The following is a 19486-nucleotide window of genomic DNA, read 5'->3' on the forward strand; positions in this document are numbered from 1 at the left end:
TCTCCTACGGGGTCGCGGTCTGCGCACGAAGGTGTTCGACGGCGAGGCGGGCGGCCTCACCGATGGCGGAATCGACCGCGGGCAGGCGGTCGGCGAGGGAGTCGGCGCGGGTGAACACCGCGACGGCGTACCGGCGGCCGTCCACCTGGGTCACCACCCCCGCTTCGTTACGGACGGCGGGCAGGGTCCCGGTCTTGGCCGCGATCGCCACGCCTGCCGGGAAACCGGACGAGATCCGGTGCGGCCAGATCTGCTGGGCCATGATCGTCCGCACCCGTTCGCAGGCGGCCGGGTCGCCCGCGCGGTCGGTCCAGATCGCGTCGAGCAGTGTGGTGATCTCACGCGGGGTCGACGACGTGGTGCGTTCCGGGTCGACCACCGAGAGCTTCCACAGCTGTTCCTCGCTGGCGCCGGCGAAGACCGCTTCCAGATCGTCGCCGGGTTTCGCGCCGAGGTCGGCGAGGACGGACGCGAACAGGTCCTCACAGCAGCCGATCAGCCGTGTCCTGGTGAGTCCGAGATCGGCCGGCACCTGGTCGACGGCCTCCTGTCCGACCCGGTGGTAGATCAGGTCGGTCGCGGCGTTGTCGCTCATCGTCAGCATGAAATGCGCGAGGTCCCGCCAGCTCATCTCGACGTCGTCGGCGCAACCGGCGGTGCCGACCCCGCCGATCCGGTAGCGCGCGGTGACGCGGGTCCGCTCGGTCTCGTCGAGCCTGCCCGCGGCCACCTCACGGGCGAAGGCGACCGCCACCGGGATCTTGAACACCGACGCCAGCACGACCAGGTCGTCCGCGCCGACACCGACCTCGGGACCGTCGGGTACGCCGACCTCGCGGGCGTGTACGAAACCGCGTGCGCCTGCCTTTGCGAAGACCGCTTCGATCTCCTCGGCGATCGCCGTCACCGGCTCACCCGCCGGTCGGCGCGTCCGGTATGGACGTACAGCGCGCGCCCGTCGCCGTCGTCACCGACGAACGCGTGCGGCATGTGCAAGCCCAGTCCATCGTGCTCGACGACCAGGGTGTCGCCTTTGTAGCCGAGCAGCCTGCTTTTCTCCGGTCCAGTGCCGAGATCGGCGAAGATCCCCTTCGGCGTGCGCTCCAGCCACAGAGCGCCTTCGTCGTCCTGGCTGACGACGATGTCCGCCACCTGCGACGAGTACTCACCCACGAACCGGGACGCGTCGGCCGGAGCCTCGGCGGCGTCGGGTTCGGGCAGCGGCGGGACTTCGACACCAGCCAGGTCGCCCAGCACCTTCCGGAAGATGTCCAGGTAGAGGTGCAGCGGCTTGCCGCCGTTGGTCAGCAGCGCCACCGCGACGTTGCTGCCCGGCACCACCCGCAGGAACGCCGACTGGCCGATGGTGCCGCCGTCGTGGCCGATCACCGGGCCGCCGTCCCAGTCGAAGATCATCCAGCCGAGTCCCCACGCCCCGCCCATCAGGCCGAGGTAGGGCAGTTCCACCTGGCGCTCCCACATGGCGCGCGCGGTTTCGGGCTCGATCACCTGGGTGCCGTCGTCCGCGCGGCCTTCGTTCAGGTGCATGCGCGCGAAGGTGAGCAGGTCACGCGGGCGCATCGCGAGATGCGAACCGGCGGGGACGTTCGAGCGGGTCAGCGCCCAGACGGGTGCGGCGACCGGTTCGTCGTCCGGCGTCGGCTGGACGTGGCCGATCGCGGCGCGGTACCGGATGGCGTCATACGGTCCGGCGGCGGCGTGAGTCAGCCCGAGCGGCGCGAAGAGGTGCTCGCGAAGGCAGTCGTCGTAGGACTTCCCGCGCAGGACCTCGACGATCCTGCCGAGCACGCAGTAACCGGCGTTGTTGTAGGAGAACATCTCCCCCGGCTGGAACAACTGGGGGACGTCGGACAGCGTCGCCACGAGCTTCGCCACGCAGTCGTCCCCCTGTCCGGTGTCGGTGAAGATGTCACCTTCGAACCCGGACGTGTGACAGGTCAGCTGCCGGACGGTGATCCGCGACGCCGCGTCGTCGTCGGAGAGGACGAACTCCGGAAGGTAGTCGCGGACCGGCTTGTCGAGATCCAGCCTGCCCTCGTCGACCAGCTGCATCGCGAGGGTGGTCGTCCACACCTTGGTGATCGAGCCGATCTGGAAGACGGAATCCACTGTGGACTCGACGCCGGTCCCCTTGTTCAGCACCCCGGCCGCGTGGTCGATCACCTCGCCGTTCGCGAAGACGGCGACGGCCGCGCCGGGCACCTGGTGTTCGGCCAGCAGGGCGGGAAGGTTCTGTTCGAGCCAGGCATCGATTTCGGAAAGTTTCGACATGGGCATCCTCGTCCGTGGAAAGGGTGGACCGGCAGTTCCCGGAATGCTAGGACGGTGACGGGCGTCACCGGTTCGTGCGGAACGACGAGAGCGACGGGAAAATTCATCCGGGCGGACGAATCATTCGCTCCCGGCCTCGGGAAGCCTGAGCCATTCCACCGCCCGTGCGGCGGCGAAGCCGATGAACGCGTCCCGTTCCGGCACTCGCGACCGCGCGTCGACGGCGTCGGTGAAGATCCCTACCGCGTAACGGCCCCCATCCGGGTACTCGACCACGCCGACCTCGTTGCGCACCGACGGCAGGGTCCCGGTCTTGCCGCTGACGCGGATCCCGTCGTCCGGGAACCCCGACCGCAGTCGGTGCGGCCACACCTGGAGTTCCAGCCAGCGCCGGACGTCCGCGCACGCGGTGGGCGAAGCCGCCTCGTCACGCCAGATCAGCCCGAGCAGCCGGGTGATCTCCTCGGCGGTCGTGGCGCAGGTAAGCGCCGGTTGCAGCGCGCGCAACCCGGCGATCCGCTCCATCGGGAGCTCCGTCAGCAGTCTTTCGTCGTCTTCGTACGACATTCCGAGGTCTTCGCCGATGCTGTCGAGCACCTCTCCGCAGTCCTGTGGGACGGTGGTGTGCTCGAAACCAAGGCGCCGCAACGTTTTCTCCGTCGCTTCCTTGCCGACACGGGTGAGGACCAGGTCGGTCGCGACGTTGTCGCTGATCCCGATCATCAGGATCGCGAGGTCGTACCAGGACATTGTGATCTCGTGCCGGAAGGTGGCCAGACCGTACGGGCTCGGCGTGGGATGCCCCGGCGGGACGGTGATCCGCTCGCCGAGGTCGAGCCCGTCGTCCGCGGCCTGCCGCGCCAGTTCCAGCGCGATCGGGACCTTGAAGACCGACGCCGTGACCACGGGTGTGTGTTCGTCGACGCCGATCCGCCGGGTGCCGTCGATCTCGGCCGCGTGCAGCCGGACGCGGACGCCTACCTCTTCGGCGCGGTCGTTGATCGTTTCGATGACTTCGGACGCGGTGGGCATGAGACTCCTGTCTGAGTGGGAGCGGCAAGGCAAAGGTCTCGTGTTCGGGCGCGGTGGGTCGTGAGGGGCGATTCGCGTTCTGACGAGGGGTAAGGCGAGGTGGCGTCTCAGGTGCTCGCCCGGGTGCTGATCTGGGTGTCGCGAAAGCCACTTTCGGGACATCAGATGTCCCGAAAGTGGCTTTCGCGACATGCCCGGTAGCCCGAATCGCCACTCACGACCCACGGCGAGCACCACGCCACCGTCGCGCTTCTGTCTACTTAGGACTCGCTTCGGGGAAGGTGAACTGCGCGGGGGTCTGCGGCACCCAGAACGCCATCACCGCGGCGAGGAAGGTGGTGCCGATGAGGAAACCGAACGCGGCGGTGTAGGAGAAGGCGTCGGCGAGCCAGCCCATCGCCACCGGGGCGACCGCGCCCGCCACCTGGCCGCCGAAGTTCATCACGCCCATGCCGATCCCGGTGACCTCCGTGGGCAGCACGCGCAACGGCAGGCCGAAGACGGCCATCGTCGCCATGCCGAAGACCGCGAGGGCGAGCGTCTCGTAGAGAGTGAACTCCGCCGTGCTGTCCGCCATCACCATCAGGATCAGCAGCACCACGGTCGCCATCGCGATCGAACTCAGGTACCAGCGGCCGTGATCGTGGAAGTAGCGATCGAACAGCCAGCCGCCGAGGATGGTCGTGACGATGCTGACCAGCATCGGGATCGCCGCGAGTACGCCGGTCTGGTTCAGCGTCAGTCCCCGCGCCTCGAGCAGGTAGCTCGGCACCCAGGTGATCAGGCCGTAGTTCAGCATGTTGGTGACGCAGAACAGCAGGGTGAACTTCCAGACCACGAAGGACTTCAGCACCTGTTTGCGCGAGACCGCGGGCCCCGCCGCCTCGTCACGCGGAAGACTGCTCAGCTCCACGGGAAGCGCTTTCGGCAAGAGCGTCCAGACGATCACACCGATGATCGCGCCGATCCCCGCCATCCAGAAGAACGTGTGCCGCCAGCCGATCGCCATCAGCAGCGGTCCGACGATCAACGGCGCCAGCCCCGCGCCGATCCCGCCGGCGGACAGCATCACACCGGTCACCGTCGCACGGTTGCCGGGGGTGGTCCGTTCGGCGATCGCCTTGAACGAGGCTGCCGGGAAAAGTCCCTGGCACACGCCGAAAAGGCCGCGGACGACCAGCAACATGCCGAAGGTGCCCGCCATCCCGGTCATCGCGGTGAACGCCGACCAGAGCAGCAGTGTCACCAGCATCGGCCCGCGAGAGCCGTACCTGTCGGCGAGGAAACCCGCCGGGATCTGGCAGACCATGTAGACCAGCGCGAACACGGTCACGAGCCAGCCCTGTTCGGTCTTGCTGAGCTCGAATTCGGCGCCGATCATCGGCAGCGCCATCCCGATCGAGAACCGGTCGATGTAGTCGACCGCCCAGGCGAAGACCATCACCACCATGGTGATGAGCGCCGTCCGGTTGATCCGCCGCGCTGTCCAGGTGTCTTCTTTGACCACTGCCGTCATGGCGCCTCCGCGGAAACGTTGGGAGAGAAGGAGAACGGCGCTGCAGTGGCGCCGATCACTCATTCTGAACAGCAAGTGGCGAGCAGAGTTCGTGCGATCACACGAACATCCGACGCTCTTTCGGGGCGGAGCGACCAAACCAGCCGCTGGTCAGGACTCCTCGGCGGACGCCCCGGTCCGCGTGTCACGGGGCAGCAGCCGTAGTTGCAGCATGGCGGCGAACCGCTCCCCCGCGTCGTCGAGGTCGATTTCGCCGACTTCGGCGAGGCGCCGCAACCGGTAGCGGAAGGTGTTCGGGTGGACGTAAGCCGCGGCGGACGCGGCACCGATGTCACCGAAGGCGTCCAGCCAGCACCGGAGGGTGTGCACCAGTTGTGATTGATGCTGCGCGTCGTAGGCGAGAAGCCGCGCGACAGGTCCTGTCGCGACGTCCCCTCTGGCCGCGGCGAGATCGGCCAGTTCCAGCATGAGCGCGTCGACGTGGACGTCTTCCACGGTAGCGACGCGTTTCGCGCGGGCGTTGGTGAGCAGTACGCGCAACGCCCGGTCGGCGCCGTCACGCGAAGCGCGCAGGCCGGAGCCGTCGAGTGCGAGCGGTCCGATGCCGATCGCGGCCGCCGCCCGGCGCCCGGTGCGCTCCAGGAAGGTCGACGCGACCCGCACCGAGCGCTCCTGGCAGTCGGTGTGACTGCCAGGCATCGGGACGATGCCGTAGGCGACGTCGCCCACCAGAGCGACGGCCGAACGCGGCTGGACGGCACTGAGGTGCATGGCCAGCGCGTCGGCGACCCGCTGGCGTTCCGCGACCAGGCGGAGATCGTCGTCCGGGGCGGGCGCGCCGAGCAGGCCCATGGCGAGCACGATCGACGGCTGGCCGAGCAGGCCGAGCCGGGCGATGGCCTCCGGTGCCCCGGTACCGCCTTCGAGCGCCGTGCTCACCAGGTCCGCCCGCAGCCGCCGTTCGACGTCGGCGCCCGCGCGCAGCCGGAGCATATGCAACGCGACCAGCTTGGCGGCGTCGATGAACGCCTGGGTCCGTTCCTCGCTGAGCGGTTCACGGACCACCGCCCAGATCGAACCGAGCACTTCGTCGCCGGCGCGGACGGCGAGCGCCACGCGCGGGATCGCGATCTCGTTGTCGTCGTAGCGCTGCGGATCGACATAGACAGGCGTGTGGTCGCGGTACAGCCTCTCGAAGACGCCGTCCCGTTCCAGGCCGCGGGCGAACCGCTCCGGCACCTGACGGCCGAGGATGGTCTCGACCCGGGAAGGATCCGCTTCGTCCTGGCGCCCGGAGAACGCGAGAATCCGGTTGCTGCGGTCCTCGATGGTCACCGGCGCGTCCAGCAGCGCCGCCACCGCGTTGGCCAGTGCGAAGAGGTCACCGGACGGCATTCCCCCGAGGGTCTGCGGTGAGACCTCTCCGACGTCTCCCTCGGCGAGCACCGTCCTGAGCATGGCGGCGAGCTGGGCCCAGGAGGCGCCGCGTGCGAGCCCGAGCAGGGCGACCCCGGACGAGTCCACGGCGCGCCTGAGTTCCGGCGTCGAGGTGACGGGAGACCGGACGACGAGCGCCGCCGCGCCGCTCGCACCCACGTCGTGCAAGAGGCGGACGATCTCGTCGGGCTCCCGTACCCCGACGCCGAGCACGACGGCGGAGGCGGGAAATTCCGACTCGTCGTGCCGATCGTGGATGACCACCCCGCCGAGCTGCTTGCGGGTGGTCCGGCCGACCGCGACCGGCTCCAGGAGCACGCCCCCGAGGTCCTCGAGGACGCGCCCCAAACTCATCTGTGGCTTGCTGGGCACCGGTGTCAGCACCCCCCGAAGTTAAACCCGGCCTCACCGAACCGAATGGTCCGATCCGACCAAATCTAACCCCGGAATTCGTAGCGCGCTACGAAGCGATCCACGCTTTCGCCGTAGTGACCTCGTCCAGCAGATGCGGGATCGGCGTGACGCCCAGACCGGGCCCGGTCGGCACCGGGAGATGTCCGGACTCCAGCACGAACGGTTCGGTGATGTCCGTGCGGTAGAACCGGCCGGACGCCGACGTGTCACCCGGGAGCGTGAACCCGGGCAGCGACGCGAGCGCGACGTTCGCCGCCCGGCCGAGACCGGTCTCGATCATCCCGCCGCACCACACCGCGACCCCGTGCGCCGCGCAGACGTCGTGCACGCGGCGGGCTTCGAGGTAGCCGCCCACCCTGCCCGGTTTGATGTTGACGATCTGGCAGGCACCGAGCTTGATCGCGTCGGCGGCGGCCCTGGCGGACACGATCGACTCGTCGAGGCAGATCGGCGTCCGGATCCGCTTGGCCAGTTCGGCGTGGCCGAGGACGTCCTCCTCTTCGAGCGGCTGCTCGATCAGCAGGAGTTCGAACGGGTCGAGCCTGGCCAGCAGCGGCGCGTCACCGAGGGTGTACGCGGTGTTCGCGTCGACCTGCAGCAGCACGTCGCCACCGAAGCGTTCCCGCACCCGACGCACGGGTTCGACGTCCCAGCCTGGTTCGATCTTCAGCTTGATGCGGACGTAGCCCTCGTCGAGGTAGCCACCGACGACGTCGAGCAACTGCGGGATCGAGTCCATGATCCCGACCGAGACCCCGCAGGCGACGGAGTCACGAGTGGACCCGAGTTCCGCCGCGAAGGACCGTTCGTGCGCGCGGAGTTCGGCGTCGAGGACCGCCATCTCCAGCGCGGCCTTCGCCATCCGGTGGCCCTTGAACTTCGCCAGCAGCGGCGTCACCTTGTACGCGGTCACGTCGCCGGCGGCCAGCAGCGCCGGGATCAGATGGTTCCGCAATACGTGCTCGGCTGCGTCGTTGTACTCCGACGAGTAGAGCGGCGCCTCCATCGCGACGCATTCGCCCCAGCCCTCGCCCGCCGGGGTCACCGCGCGGACGAGCAGCAGCTCCCGTTCCGCCTGCGTCCCGAACGACGTCCGGAACGGGGCCACGAGCGGCATCCGGACCCGGCGCAGTTCCACACCGCTGAGTTTCACGACTGCTCCTTCGAGATCACGTACCAGCCGGCACGATCGAAACCGGCGACCTTGGCGTTGTCCGCCATCAGTCCGCCGAGGACTTCGCGCAGGGCGACACGCCACGCGTTGCCGCGACCGGGATCGGTGCGGCGTAACCGTTCGACGTCCGGAGGGACGGCGACGAGCACGGTAGGTGTGTCGGCGGACCCGATGACCGGACCGCCGTCGGAGTCGACCGAAAGTGCCTTCGCCGCGTTCAGCGCTCCCGCGTCGATCAGGACCGGTTCACCAGCGGCGGCGGCGCGGACGTCCGGGCTCGTCAGGTCCCAGCCGATCATCAGCCGGTCGGTGTCGCCAGAGCCGTTGATGCCGTCCTCCATCGGACCGTAGAAGTCGGGCAGGTAACCGATGGGCCGCGCGCCGAGCTTCCCCAGGTTGAAGTAGGCGTTGCGCCGCACCAGCGGGTCGAAGGTCCAGGTGATCAGCGAGACGTCCTGGAGCAGCGCCCAGCCGCGCTGGTGCAGTTTGAGCGCGGCACCGATCCCCCGGCCCGCGCCGGCGTCGGCGACCCCGGCGATGTGGCTGTGCAGGCTCGCCTTTCCCGGGTTGCCGAAGAAACCGAAGCAGGCACCCAGGAGTTCGCCGTGATCGAACGCCCCCGCGACGTAGTTCCCGGCCGTGGACATCGCCCGGAGCAGTTCCGTGCTCACCGGCCGGGCGCCGGGCGCGAACTTCCAGATCGACTCGAACAGGCCGACCACCGCTGCCAGATCGGCGATTTCGGTGAGTTCGCGGATTTCGACGCCCGAAGCCACGGCCGCGGCCCGCGCGGCGGCGACGGCTTCGTCACGCACCTCCTGGGAAGCCAGGCTCTCCGTGTTCGTCGCGAGATTCGTCACGGGACAATCCTTTCCCGGCTCGGCGGCCGAGTCACTGTCGTGCCGTACCAGATTCGCCGGCGGGATTCGTCGCGCCGGACGGACCCCGCTTCGCGAGGACGTTTTCCACGAGCGCGGCCAGCAACGCGGTGCGACGCGGCAATTCCGCGACGACGACGTGTTCGTGATCCGCGTGTGCCCCGCCGCCGACGGCACCGAGGCCGTCGAGGGTGGGAATACCCATTCCCGCGGTGTAGTTGCCGTCCGAGGCACCGCCGACCGACGCGGAGATCAGTTCACCGAGGCCGAGTTCGCCCGCCAATTCCCGAGCCAGCGCGAACAAGTCCGCCGAGGAGCCTTCTTCCAGTGGCGGCCGGTTGATCCCACCGGTGACGCGGACCTCCGCACCGTCCAGTACCGGCCGGAGATCCCGCATGGCCCGGTCGACCCGCAGTTGCTCGGCCTCGTTCCACACGCGGACGTCGACAGCCACGCTCGCGGCCGCCGGGACGGTGTTCACCGTCGTTCCCGCCGAGACGACCGTCGGTGTCACGCTCGTACCGGCTTCCGGATCGGCGATCGCGGCGGCCGCGATGACCTGGTGCGCGATCTCGATCCCCGCGTTGATCCCCTTCTCCGGTTCGAGCCCGGCGTGCGAGGCGCGGCCGATGACCTCGATCCGATACTGGGAGACACCTTTGCGGCGGCATTTCAGCGCGCCGCCGTCTGCCGAGGCCTCCAGCACGAACGCCGCGTCGCAGCCCGCCGCCGTCTCTTCGATCAGGGCGCGGGAAGACGGCGAGCCGATCTCTTCGTCGCCAGTGACCAAAATGGACAGTCCGGCACGGTCGGGAACCGTTGCGGCGGCGTGAAGCGCCATCACGACCCCTGCCTTCATGTCGAAGCAGCCAGGGCCGCGCAACACACCTTCCCGCACGGTGAACGGGTGAGTCTCCAGTGAACCGTGGGGCCACACCGTGTCGTGGTGACCCAGGAGCAGCACACGAGAGGGTCCGTCGCCGAACCGCCAGCGCAGATGGGTGACGCCGGCTACGACGATCCGCTCCGGTTCCACGCCGAGCAGTCTCCGGCCGACGCTCGCGACCACCTCGGCGCTGCGAGCGACGGCGTCGTGATCCGAAGACGGGGACTCACACCGGATCAGGGTCTCGATGTCTTCGAGCAGTTCGCTCATCGCGGCTCACCCCGCAGCGGCTCGCCGGGGAAGGCGTCGGTGCGCAGGTTTCCGTCGGTGACCACCGCAACGCCCGAAACGAACAGGTGCCGGACGCCGACGGATGGCCTGATCGGGTCGAAGTAGGTCGCCGCGTCGGTGATGACGTTGGGGTCGATCACGACGATGTCGGCGTCGGCTCCGACCTCGAGCCTGCCCTTGGCCCGCGCGGCAGGGGCGACCTCGTCGAGGACGCGCGCGGGCAAGTAGGAGCAGCGCCGGAACGCCTCCAGCCAGGTCCACGCCTTGCTTTCCCGCACCATGAGGCGCAATGTCTTGGCGTACGTCCCGGCCGTACGCGGATGCGTCGCACCACCGGGCGGCAGCGGCCATTCGGTGCTCTCGCTGGTGCCGCCCTTCCAGTACACGGGCAGGGCGTCGCTGGCGACGATGGCGTCGGGGAACACGAGCGCCTGACGCAGCAGTTCGAGATCGCGGGGGTTGCCCTCGTCGAGGAACTCCAGAATGCACGGCGCACCCGGTTCCTCGGCACGCACCTGTAGCAGGCGTCCCTCGTCGGCGATCCGCTCACCCGACTCCAGCATGATCACGCTGGACGGCGAGAGTCCCTTCATCTTCAGTCGCTCGGGCGACAGGAAGGCAGCGCCGATTCCCGTGCTGCCCGCGCCGTACGGATAGGCCTCCACGGTCACCCTCGACCCGGCCGAACGGCTCGTCTCCAGCGCGGCGAGCACCCGATCGATCTGGTGCCCGGACGTGCTGTTCACATGGCAGTGGTGCATCGCGGCGCCGGTCTCGGCCGCGACGATCGCGATCTCCTCAGAGCCGTCGACGGGCGTCGCGGGGTCCACTTCGACCAGTTCCCGGACGTGCGTGTAGGTCGGTGCCCCGGCTTCCTTGGCGAGCCGGGCGAGAGCCACGAACTCACCGGGGTCCGTCAGAGGCGCGTAACCGAGCAGCACACCGACGCCGAGCGCGCCCGCGGCCAGCTCACCCTCCACAAGGGACAGCCACGCCTTCAGTTCGACGGGCGACGAAGACCTTTGCCAGGCAGGGTTCCCGAGCACCGCGAGACCGCTGTCGATGTTGGCGTCGGGCTCGATCCCGGCGAGCACCTGTGCCCTGGCGGAACCCCACGATGCGGAAAATCCGTAGTGCAGCGGACGTCCGGCCGCGGCGGCCTCGGCGTACGCACGCTCGATCGGCATCAGCCCGGCTTCGAGATCGAGCGCGGTGGTGACGCCGTCCATCGCCTGCAGCCGCTGGCCCGCGATGGTGTGCACGTGACTGTGCAGATCGATGAAACCCGGTCCGACGACGAGCCCGGAGACGTCGATCTCCGTGTCGCCGGGCCGCGCGGGCAGCCCCTCCCCCACCGCGGTCACCTTCCCACCGGATACCAGCACGTCGGCCGTGCCGTCGAACCCTGTCGCCGGATCGATGACACGGCCGCCACGCAAGAGTGTCCGCATGCTTCGCCTCCTAGATCGCCTCGTTCATGGCGACCCTAGGAGGTTTCACGGGACGTCCGTTCGTAGCGGGCGACGAATCCGCGCCGTCGGATCCATCCGCCCGCACGAACGGCTTTGGGGCGGTCAGGACCAAGAGTGCCTGCTGTGTCGCGAAAGCCACTTTCGGGACATCAGACGTCGCGAAAGTGGCTTTCGCGACACCTGGCCCGCCCCGACGTATCTGAGCGTGGCTCGAAGCCGGCGGGCAGGCAGACGCCCGTCCTTACCACTCACGAGCCCCTGCGGCCGTGGTGCTCCGCGATGATCTCGGCGTACCGGTGGCCACTCGCCTTGACCGTGCGGAGCTAGGTGTCGTAGTCGACCCGGACGAGCCCGAACCGCTTGCTCAGCCCGCTGTCCCACTCGAAGTTGTCGAGCAGCGACCAGGCGAAGTATCCCTTCACCGGAGCGCCGGCTTCGGCGGCCCCGGCCACCGCGCTCAGGTGTTCTTCCAGGTAGGCGATGCGGTCGGTGTCATCGATCGAGCCGTCCTGCGCGACCTTGTCGTCGAAGGCGGCGCCGCTTTCGGTGACGTAGATGGCCCGGGCGCCGTACTCGTTGGCGAGCCGGTGGATCAGGTCCGCCAGCCCCTCCCCGTGGATCTCCAGCCCATCGCGGTGGTGGCGGCCCCCTCGACCGGCACCTGCCGGGCGCGCGGCACGGGACCGTTCGGGGCGTCCTCGACGACGGGCGGAAGTAGTAGTTCAGCCCGTGGTAGCCGACCGGAGCCGAGATCACCCCGAGGTCGTCCCCGACCACGGGCGGCTCGACGCCGTAGACCCCCGATCATGTCCGCCGGATAGCCGCGGCCGTTCGACGGGTCGAGCCACCAGCAGTTGACGTGCCCGTCCATCCGGGCCGCCGCCTCGACGTCCTCGATGGAGTCCGACGCGGGCTCGATGCCGCTGAGGTTGACCACCAGGCCGATGTCGGCGGGCTCGGCGGCGTTCGCGCTGATCGCCTGCACGCCGAGGCCGTGTGCCAGCAGGAGGTGGTGGGAGGCGTGGACTCTTATTTCAGAGCTTGAGTTAAGCCTTGGTCCACCTTGCCGTCAAGCCCCGAGCGGCCAAATCGTGCCGAGTGATCTCACGTGAGCGAGTACCGGGTCAGCCCGCTTCTCGCGGGCGATCATCGCAGACGCGGGCCACCCCGCGCCATGACTTCATTTCCCGGTGAGCACGTCCAGTGCCTGCCCGCGATGCGCGGCGAACAGTTCCAGGGCCTTTTCCCCGTCTCGGGCACGAAGAGCCGACGCCAGCCGCCGGTGCTCCGCCGGGACGCTCGCGAGGTAGCCCTCGGAGTTCACGCCGATCCGGGTCAACAGGAACAAGTGCACCTGCGACCGGATGGCCTGCCAAGCCTCGACGAGCCGCCGGTGCCCGGAAGCCGCGTAGACCGCGTCGTGGAAGTCGATGTCACAGCGCACCATCTCGTGCTCGTCGCGCGCCCGGTCCATCCTCTCGACGACCGCGTCGATCGAGGCCAGGTCCGCGTCCGAAGCGGAAGCGACCACCAAGCGGACGGCGAGTTGTTCCAGCGCCGAACGGAGACTGTCCAGCTCGGCGACGTCCACATCGGACAGCGTCGTGACGATCGCGCCGCGGTGCCATTCGCTGCGGACCAGGCCCTCGCGCTCCAGCTTGAGCAACGCTTCGCGCACCGGGCCGCGGCTGACGCCCAGCGCCTCCGAAAGCTCCACCTCACGCAGCTGGGCGCCCGGCCGGTACGCGCCACCGAAAATGGCGTCCCTGACCCGGTCGGCGACCTCGTCGGCCAGTCCTCGACGACGGGCGGGCACCACCCGGCCGGGTTCGCTCATCGTCATCCTCCCTCGGAAAGGCTCGATCGTAGCGACCCACCACTTTGTCTTAATTTTAACATTCGGACATGACTGTCCTCGACTCCCCCATCCCGCGTTTCCACCTGGCCATGCCCGTCGACGATCTGGCCGCCGCGCGCACCTTCTACGGCGAAGTCCTCGGCCTCGAACAGGGCCGCAGCTCCAGCTCCTGGATCGACTGGAACCTCCACGGCCACCAGTTCGTCACGCATCTCGCCCCGGAACGGCCGCAGCGGAGCCACAACCCCGTCGACGGCCATGACGTGCCCGTCCCCCACTTCGGCCTGATCCTCACCGTGCCGGAGTTCCGGAAGCTGGCGGACCAGCTGCGCGCCGCGGGCACCCAGTTCGTCATCGAACCCTATGTCCGGTTCGAGGGCCGGACCGGCGAACAGTGGACGATGTTCCTGCTGGATCCGGCGGGCAACGCGCTGGAGTTCAAGGCCTTCGCCGACGACTCACAGGTCTTCGCCGCTTAGGTGTGCCGCACCGGCCCCGCGAACAACTCCGCCAGATCGTCGAACCGCACGACCGCCACCGCGCCCACCGCACCCACGGCGGCGGCGAGGCCAACGGCCGCCGGATCCGCGCCGTCCGCCCCGGACACCGCGACGGCACCGGCCAGCGCGACCAGCAGCAGGAGCGCGTTGCGCACCACGTGCCGGTGTGCGAGCACCGTGCGCGCCGGACCGAAACAGCGGCACACCGCACCGGTCCGGCGCGCCACCGCCCGCCACACCGCCACGGTCAGCACCCCGAACAGCCCGGCCGCGAGCACCAGCCCCGCCAGTGCGAGCCAGCGGCCCGCGCCGGTCGCCGGCAGAGCGGCGGCAGGCAGCAGCGAAGCCGCGATCACGAACTCCGCCGCCAGGGTCATCCCGGCGAACGGCCGCGTCCAGCGCGCCGGGATCCCGAACGCGGGCACCGACGCCACGAACTCCGCGTAGGCGGCTCTACCCCGCACCTTGCTGACCGCGGACACCAGCAGAACGAGTCCACAAAGGACCATCGCGGACACGGCGACGTACGTCATGACTCACCTCTGACCGATCGGGCGGAGCACGACGCCGATCAGCGCGTCCTCCGGGATGTAGCCGAGCCGCCGGGAATCGTTGCTGCGCGCGGGGTTGTCCCCGAGCACCAGCAGACTTCCCGCCGGGACGACCGTGCCGGGAACCGGGATCCGCGACGGCACCGGGTCGCCCGGCACCGCGACCGCGCGTTTCACCAGTCGTCCGGCGGTGGGATCACCGGGTTTGCCGGGCCCGCCCTGCACGACGACGACCTGCCCGGTCCGCACCCGCTCCAGCCGGGACCGCCGCACCAGCAGCCGGTCACCGGAAAAATAGGTGGGCTCCATGCTCACCCCGCGTACGGTCACCACGATCAGCCGTCGGCGCAGCGTCACCAGCCATCCGACGACGGCGACGACCACCACAGCCGCCGCGAGCACCACATACGTCACTGGGACACCACCTCGTCGTAGCCCGAAGCCTGCAGGCGGAACAACCGCGCGTATTCCCCGCCCGAAGCGATCAGTTCGTCGTGCGAGCCGAGTTCCGCGACCCGGCCCTCGGCGAGGACCGCGATCACGGCCGCGTCCCGGACCGCGCCGAGGCGGTGCGAGATCAGCACACTGGTCGCGCCTTCGCGATGCCGCCGAAGACTGCTGTGCACTTCGTGCTCGGCCTCCGCGTCGAGACCCGAACTCGGTTCGTCCAGGATCATGAGATCCCGCCGGTCCCGCAGGAACGCCCGCGCCAGCGCGAGCCGCTGCCACTGTCCGCCCGAGAGCAGGACTCCGGTCTCCGGGTCCTCGCGATCCGCTTCGTCGAAGAACATCCTGGACAGCAAGGTGTCGTAACCGCGCGGCAACCCGGCGACGATGTCGTGGGCTCCCGCGCGTTCCGCCGCCGCGGCGACGCGCTCGCGATCCTCCAGATAGGACACGTCACCGAGACCGATGTTCTCCGCGGCGGTGAGGTCGTAACACATGTAGTCCTGGAAGACCGCGCCGATCCGCGCGCGCAGGTCCTCGACCGGGACGTCCCGCAGATCCACGCCGTCCCAGAGGATCGCGCCGCGCTCCGGGTCGTAGAACCGGCACAGCAGCTTGACCATCGTCGACTTCCCGGCGCCGTTCAGCCCGACCAGCGCCAGCGACCGCCCGTGCGGGATGGTCAGGTTCACCCCGCGCAGCACCCACGGCTGGTCTTCGGCGTAGCGGAACCAGACGTCGCGCAACTCGATACCCGCACGCAGCCCCGGTAGCCGCCGGGGTTCGGCCGGGACCGCGAGGTCCGGGCCCTGCGACTCGATCTCCTCGTAGTGGTCGAACAGCAGTGTCGAGTGATGCGCCGAAGCCAGCCGGGAAACCAGGCTCTGCAACGCGGACTGCACCCCGCCGACCGACGCCACGAAGATGGCGATGTCACCGAGCGAGAGCTTGCCGGTGGCGGCCAGCCACACCGCCCAGATCAGGCCACCGGCCGAGACCGCCGCGGTCAGCCCGGCCAGCAGGCCCTGCATCCGCGCGTCGCGGCGGTCCTGCCCTTCGACGACGGCGTGCGCGGCGGTGAGCTCGACGAGCATCCGCCGCCGGAAGAGGTCGCCGAGTCCCAGCAGTCGCAGTTCCTTCGCGGCGTCCAGGCTCGCCAGCAGGTCGGCGTAGAACACTTCACGTCGTTCGGTGGGCGCGATCGACCACATCACCCGCGCCCGCGCCCGGCTCAGCCGCAGATGCGCGAGCAGCGCGGGCACGGCCGCGGCCAGTACGATCACCGCCATCCCCGGATTGATCACGAGCAGGGTCCCGAGGAATCCGGCCAGCGTGATCACCGACTGGAGCGAGCCGAGACCGTCGTCGACGAGCTGACCGGGCCCGCTGCGGCCGGTCTGCTGGGCTAGACGGAGTTTGTCGCGGAAGCGCGGGTCCTCCATCCTCGCGATCCCGGCGAGCCTCCCCATGGCGCGGTAGAGCCGGTCCATCGTCACGACGGCGACCAAGCGGTCCAGCCGCTGCTTCAGGTACTCGGTCGCGACCGGGAGGAGTCCCGCCAGCAACCCGGCGACCGCCAGCGCGACCGCCCACGGGAGCAGCGCCTGCCAGACCTCGCCCGCCGCCAGCCCGTCGAGCAGGACCTTGGTGCTCCACGCGGTCGCGATCGGCACGACACCGCCGAGCAGCGACAGCCCCACATACAGCGGTGTGCCCACCGGGGCGGCCCGCCGGGTGAGACGGATCGCCGCCGTCAGCAGGCTCAGGACCCGGCGGGCGCCGAGGGAGGTGTTCACCGTTCGGCCGGCACCGGCAGTGCCGACATCTCCCACCCGCTGGCCAATACGGTCCGGTCGCCGTCGACCAGGCACAGCGCGGGATACCCGGAGGCACCGAAGGCCTGGTGCACGACACCGCCGTCGGCCTCGCGGATCACCTCGGCGACCTCGCCGAGACGGACGACCATGTCCGCCGTCTCCGCTTCGCTCCCGGAGGCGATCGCCAGCACCTTGCCTTCGAAACGGGTGGCGTACTCGATGAACTGGGGCATCCGCTCCTTGCAGGGCTCACACGCCGGTGCGAAGAAGCCGACGAGGGCGCGGGTGCCGTCGATGTCCGCATTGGACAGATCGGCCCCGCTCACCGTGGCGGCGGTGAAGGTGCCGATGGTGGCACCCGCGGGCAGCGCGATTTCCGGGTCGAGGGGGGCCCGCTGCTGTTGCACGTTCTTCAAGGTCTCGTTCTGCTCGCGCAGCCTCCTGATGATGCCGAAGCTGAGTAGCAGGTCCAGCACACAAAGGAGTCCGACGAGCACGACGGCGGCGGTCAGGATGGCCATGGTGTTCTCCAGTGGAGGAAGAGGGACGGACAGGGCGCCGTGGACGGCGGCCGGCGTTCGCACGCCCGCCGCCGCCACGGGTGTCGATCAGCCTCCGCAGATCCGGAAGGCGTAACAGGGCCCGCAGTATTCCTTGCAGGCACCGTTCGTCGAGCAATTGCGACGGAAGTCGCTGCGCTCGCGGCAGTAGCAGTGCTTGTAGTACGGGTCCGGCGGGCAGCCCGCGCCCACGTCGGCCTTGGCCACGAACACGCTCAGCAGCTTGTCGCTGAAGGTTCCCAATGTTTTGCGCATGTTCCGCGCTCCTCACTTCCTCCGAGCCGGACGGCGTCGGCAGCGCCCAACGTAGGAAAGGCCGGTACACGAACGTGGATAGCGCCGATACACGCCCGCGTGTATCGGTTGTGCACCCGACGCGAAGTGAACGTCCGGCAAAGTCGAGGGTGATAGAACTGCCTTGAGGGGTCTCACGTTTCTGTCTCCAACTCTCGGGAGAGGTGTGAGTGTCATCGATCGAGTTCAGGGTTCTGGGGAGGCTCGAGGTACACACCGAAGGCGGGACGATCGCGCTGGGTTCGGCCAAACAGCGCAATCTTCTGGCCGTATTGCTGCTGCATCCGGGCCGAACAGTCCCGATTCGCAGGCTGATCCGGACGTTGTGGGGAGACGAGCCGCCGCTTTCGGCGGTCGCCAACCTGCGCACCTACGCGAACCGGCTCCGAGGGGTCTTACCGGGGGAACGCATCTCCGGTCGCGCGTCGGGTTACGAAATCCTGTTGCGCCAAGGAGAATTGGATCTTCACGTGTTCGCCGAACGGGCCGGGGCCGGCCGGGCGGCGCTCGCGCGTGGTGACCACGCCGCCGCCGTCCGTCATCTCGGTGAAGCACTTTCCGCCTGCCGTGGCGCGGTGTTGGAAGATCTCTCGGACAACGACGCGCTCGCCGGTTCGATCGCACCGGTTGAGGAACTGCGGCTATCGGTCGCGGAGGACCATCTCGACGCCCGGCTGCGTCTCGGCGAACACCGGGAGGTGATCGCGCCGCTGCGCGAGTTCGTCGCCGAACATCCATTGCGAGAGCGGCCTTGGGCGCATCTGATGACCGCCCTGTATCGATCCGGTGATCCCGCCGGGGCGCTCGCCGTCTACACGGACTGCCGTCGCGTGCTCGCCGACCGGCTCGGCCTGGAGCCATCACCGGAGCTGGCGAAACTGCACCGGGCGATGCTGGACCGGGATCCGGGGCTGGCCACGGTCTCCCCCGCACCGGTCACCGCTGTCGGCGATCCGGCACCGAAATTTCTTGTGCCACAGGAGCTTCCGGTGCGATGTCAAACTTTCGGCGGCCGGGCGGGCGACGCCGCAAACCTGGCCTCATTGCTCATCGGGCCGGAGCGGTCCTGGCCGAAGGTCGCCGTGGTCCACGGTCCCTGCGGGATCGGCAAGAGCGCGCTGGTGCTGGAGGTGGCACACCGGGTCGGTGCCCGGTTCCCGGGTGGACAGTTGTACGTCGACCTCAGCGTCGACGGTCCGGCTTCCCGGGTACCTCCCCGGTTGCTGCGGCATCTCGGCGTCCCGGCGTCCGACATCCCGTGGACACCGGACGAGGCCGCCGCCGTGCTGCGTTCGCGTCTCTCCCATCGGGCGGTGCTCCTGGTGCTCGACGGTGCGACCGAGTCCGCGGCGCTGCGCGCGCTCATCCCGGCGACGGGGTCGTGCGCGGTACTGATCACCAGCCGCTCACCGCTGATGCTGGACGGCGCGGAGCACGTCGCACTCGGCCGTCTGTCCGATGAGGATGGCCTCGACATCCTCGCCAGGGTCGCGGGCAGGTCCAGAGTGGACGCGGACCCCCGCGCGGCAGCCGAGATCGTCCGGCACTGCCACGGGATCCCGGCCGCGTTGAGGATCGCGGGCACGATACTGGCCAACCGGCCGACACGGCCGTTGTCCTGGTTGGGGCACCGGCTCGCACCGGAGGAGAGCCGGCTGGACAAACTGGGGTTCGGCGGGGAATCGTTGCGTGCGCTGTACCTGTCGGCGTTCCAGCCGATCGCGGCGGGCAAGGATCCGCTGGCGGCGTCCGCGTTCCGGCTGCTGGGCAGGCCGGGTTTCGAAGTGTGCCGCACGGACCGGGCCGCCGCAGCCCTCGGCGTCTGCCCCTTGAAAGCCGAAGCCGCGCTGGATCGCCTGGTCGACCTGGGCCTCGCCGAATGGGGCGAAGAGGACACCTACCGGTTGCCACCGTTGATGCGGTTGTTCTCGGCCGACCTGGCGGCGGCCGTCCCGGCACACCAGTCGGCGCTGGCCTGGTGAGTTCCGCACCGATCGATAATCCACAGGTTATCGATCGGTGCGGTTTCCCGTGTTGATCAAGGCGGGTTCCCCGGGAGAAGCTGGG

General features: G+C 69.3%; 19 protein-coding genes. 2 read left to right on the forward strand and 17 right to left on the reverse strand.

Annotation, left to right across the window (positions count from 1 at the left end; translation table 11 throughout):
• Positions 1 to 4 precede the first annotated feature (4 nt).
• The 12 genes from ACM6LU_RS30545 to ACM6LU_RS30600 all read right to left on the reverse strand — a co-directional run bounded on the left by ACM6LU_RS30545 (position 5) and on the right by ACM6LU_RS30600 (position 13229).
• Entirely contained in the window at positions 5 to 907 is a 903-nt protein-coding gene (locus ACM6LU_RS30545) for a serine hydrolase (RefSeq protein ID WP_414941265.1), read from the reverse strand.
• On the reverse strand, positions 904 to 2292 hold the full coding sequence (locus ACM6LU_RS30550) for a serine hydrolase domain-containing protein (RefSeq protein ID WP_414941266.1): 1389 nt from the start codon (positions 2290 to 2292) through the stop codon (positions 904 to 906). Before ACM6LU_RS30550 ends, ACM6LU_RS30545 begins: the two co-directional genes overlap by 4 nt.
• Before the next feature lie 120 nt (positions 2293 to 2412).
• On the reverse strand, positions 2413 to 3324 hold the full coding sequence (locus ACM6LU_RS30555; protein WP_414941267.1) for a serine hydrolase: 912 nt from the start codon (positions 3322 to 3324) through the stop codon (positions 2413 to 2415).
• A 256-nt stretch (positions 3325 to 3580) separates the two neighbouring features.
• Positions 3581 to 4840: an MFS transporter gene (locus tag ACM6LU_RS30560; RefSeq protein ID WP_414941268.1), complete on the reverse strand. Its 1260-nt coding sequence runs from the start codon at positions 4838 to 4840 to the stop codon at positions 3581 to 3583.
• Positions 4841 to 4990: 150 nt separating this feature from the next.
• The gene (locus ACM6LU_RS30565) at positions 4991 to 6631 is read right to left on the reverse strand and encodes a PucR family transcriptional regulator (RefSeq protein WP_414941269.1); all 1641 of its coding nucleotides are present in this window, start codon (positions 6629 to 6631) and stop codon (positions 4991 to 4993) included.
• 106 nt (positions 6632 to 6737) lie between these two features.
• On the reverse strand, positions 6738 to 7844 hold the full coding sequence (menC, locus tag ACM6LU_RS30570; protein WP_414941270.1) for an o-succinylbenzoate synthase: 1107 nt from the start codon (positions 7842 to 7844) through the stop codon (positions 6738 to 6740).
• Positions 7841 to 8725 carry a GNAT family N-acetyltransferase gene (locus tag ACM6LU_RS30575; protein WP_414941271.1) on the reverse strand — a complete coding sequence of 295 codons (885 nt, stop codon included), beginning with the start codon at positions 8723 to 8725 and terminating at the stop codon, positions 7841 to 7843. The genes menC and ACM6LU_RS30575 overlap by 4 nt, the downstream gene beginning before the upstream one ends.
• 31 nt (positions 8726 to 8756) lie before the next feature.
• On the reverse strand, positions 8757 to 9899 hold the full coding sequence (locus ACM6LU_RS30580) for a M20 family metallopeptidase (protein WP_414941272.1): 1143 nt from the start codon (positions 9897 to 9899) through the stop codon (positions 8757 to 8759).
• Positions 9896 to 11371, reverse strand: coding sequence for an amidohydrolase family protein (locus tag ACM6LU_RS30585; RefSeq protein ID WP_414941273.1), 1476 nt, complete (start codon positions 11369 to 11371; stop codon positions 9896 to 9898). The genes ACM6LU_RS30580 and ACM6LU_RS30585 overlap by 4 nt, the downstream gene beginning before the upstream one ends.
• Before the next feature lie 344 nt (positions 11372 to 11715).
• The gene (locus ACM6LU_RS30590; RefSeq protein WP_414941353.1) at positions 11716 to 12018 is read right to left on the reverse strand and encodes a family 1 glycosylhydrolase; all 303 of its coding nucleotides are present in this window, start codon (positions 12016 to 12018) and stop codon (positions 11716 to 11718) included.
• Entirely contained in the window at positions 11985 to 12377 is a 393-nt protein-coding gene (locus ACM6LU_RS30595) for a family 1 glycosylhydrolase (RefSeq protein WP_414941274.1), read from the reverse strand. Before ACM6LU_RS30595 ends, ACM6LU_RS30590 begins: the two co-directional genes overlap by 34 nt.
• Positions 12378 to 12572: 195 nt before the next feature.
• On the reverse strand, positions 12573 to 13229 hold the full coding sequence (locus ACM6LU_RS30600) for a GntR family transcriptional regulator (RefSeq protein ID WP_414941275.1): 657 nt from the start codon (positions 13227 to 13229) through the stop codon (positions 12573 to 12575).
• Between the two features lie 68 nt (positions 13230 to 13297).
• On the opposite strand from ACM6LU_RS30600, the gene ACM6LU_RS30605 reads away from it, so the two are divergent.
• A complete protein-coding gene (locus ACM6LU_RS30605; protein WP_414941276.1) occupies positions 13298 to 13729 on the forward strand; it encodes a VOC family protein in 432 nt (143 codons plus the stop codon).
• On the opposite strand, the gene ACM6LU_RS30610 is transcribed toward ACM6LU_RS30605, so the two are convergent.
• The 5 genes from ACM6LU_RS30610 to ACM6LU_RS30630 form a co-directional block, all read right to left on the reverse strand.
• Positions 13726 to 14283 (reverse strand): MauE/DoxX family redox-associated membrane protein, encoded by a 558-nt coding sequence (locus ACM6LU_RS30610; protein ID WP_414941277.1) that lies wholly within the window; start codon positions 14281 to 14283, stop codon positions 13726 to 13728. The genes ACM6LU_RS30605 and ACM6LU_RS30610 overlap by 4 nt on opposite strands.
• Positions 14284 to 14286: 3 nt before the next feature.
• On the reverse strand, positions 14287 to 14715 hold the full coding sequence (locus ACM6LU_RS30615) for a S26 family signal peptidase (RefSeq protein ID WP_414941278.1): 429 nt from the start codon (positions 14713 to 14715) through the stop codon (positions 14287 to 14289).
• On the reverse strand, positions 14712 to 16544 hold the full coding sequence (locus tag ACM6LU_RS30620; RefSeq protein ID WP_414941279.1) for an ABC transporter ATP-binding protein: 1833 nt from the start codon (positions 16542 to 16544) through the stop codon (positions 14712 to 14714). Before ACM6LU_RS30620 ends, ACM6LU_RS30615 begins: the two co-directional genes overlap by 4 nt.
• Positions 16541 to 17086 carry a TlpA family protein disulfide reductase gene (locus ACM6LU_RS30625; RefSeq protein WP_414941280.1) on the reverse strand — a complete coding sequence of 182 codons (546 nt, stop codon included), beginning with the start codon at positions 17084 to 17086 and terminating at the stop codon, positions 16541 to 16543. The genes ACM6LU_RS30620 and ACM6LU_RS30625 overlap by 4 nt, the downstream gene beginning before the upstream one ends.
• Positions 17087 to 17173: 87 nt before the next feature.
• Complete coding sequence (locus tag ACM6LU_RS30630) at positions 17174 to 17380, reverse strand: hypothetical protein (RefSeq protein ID WP_414941281.1); 207 nt, start codon at positions 17378 to 17380, stop codon at positions 17174 to 17176.
• Positions 17381 to 17589: 209 nt separating this feature from the next.
• Between ACM6LU_RS30630 and ACM6LU_RS30635 the strand changes: the two genes are divergently transcribed.
• Positions 17590 to 19401: a BTAD domain-containing putative transcriptional regulator gene (locus ACM6LU_RS30635; protein WP_414941283.1), complete on the forward strand. Its 1812-nt coding sequence runs from the start codon at positions 17590 to 17592 to the stop codon at positions 19399 to 19401.
• Positions 19402 to 19486 lie beyond the last annotated feature (85 nt).

Origin of the sequence: Amycolatopsis sp. cmx-11-51 (genome assembly GCF_047608665.1) — a bacterium.
In the GTDB taxonomy this organism is placed as follows: domain Bacteria; phylum Actinomycetota; class Actinomycetes; order Mycobacteriales; family Pseudonocardiaceae; genus Amycolatopsis.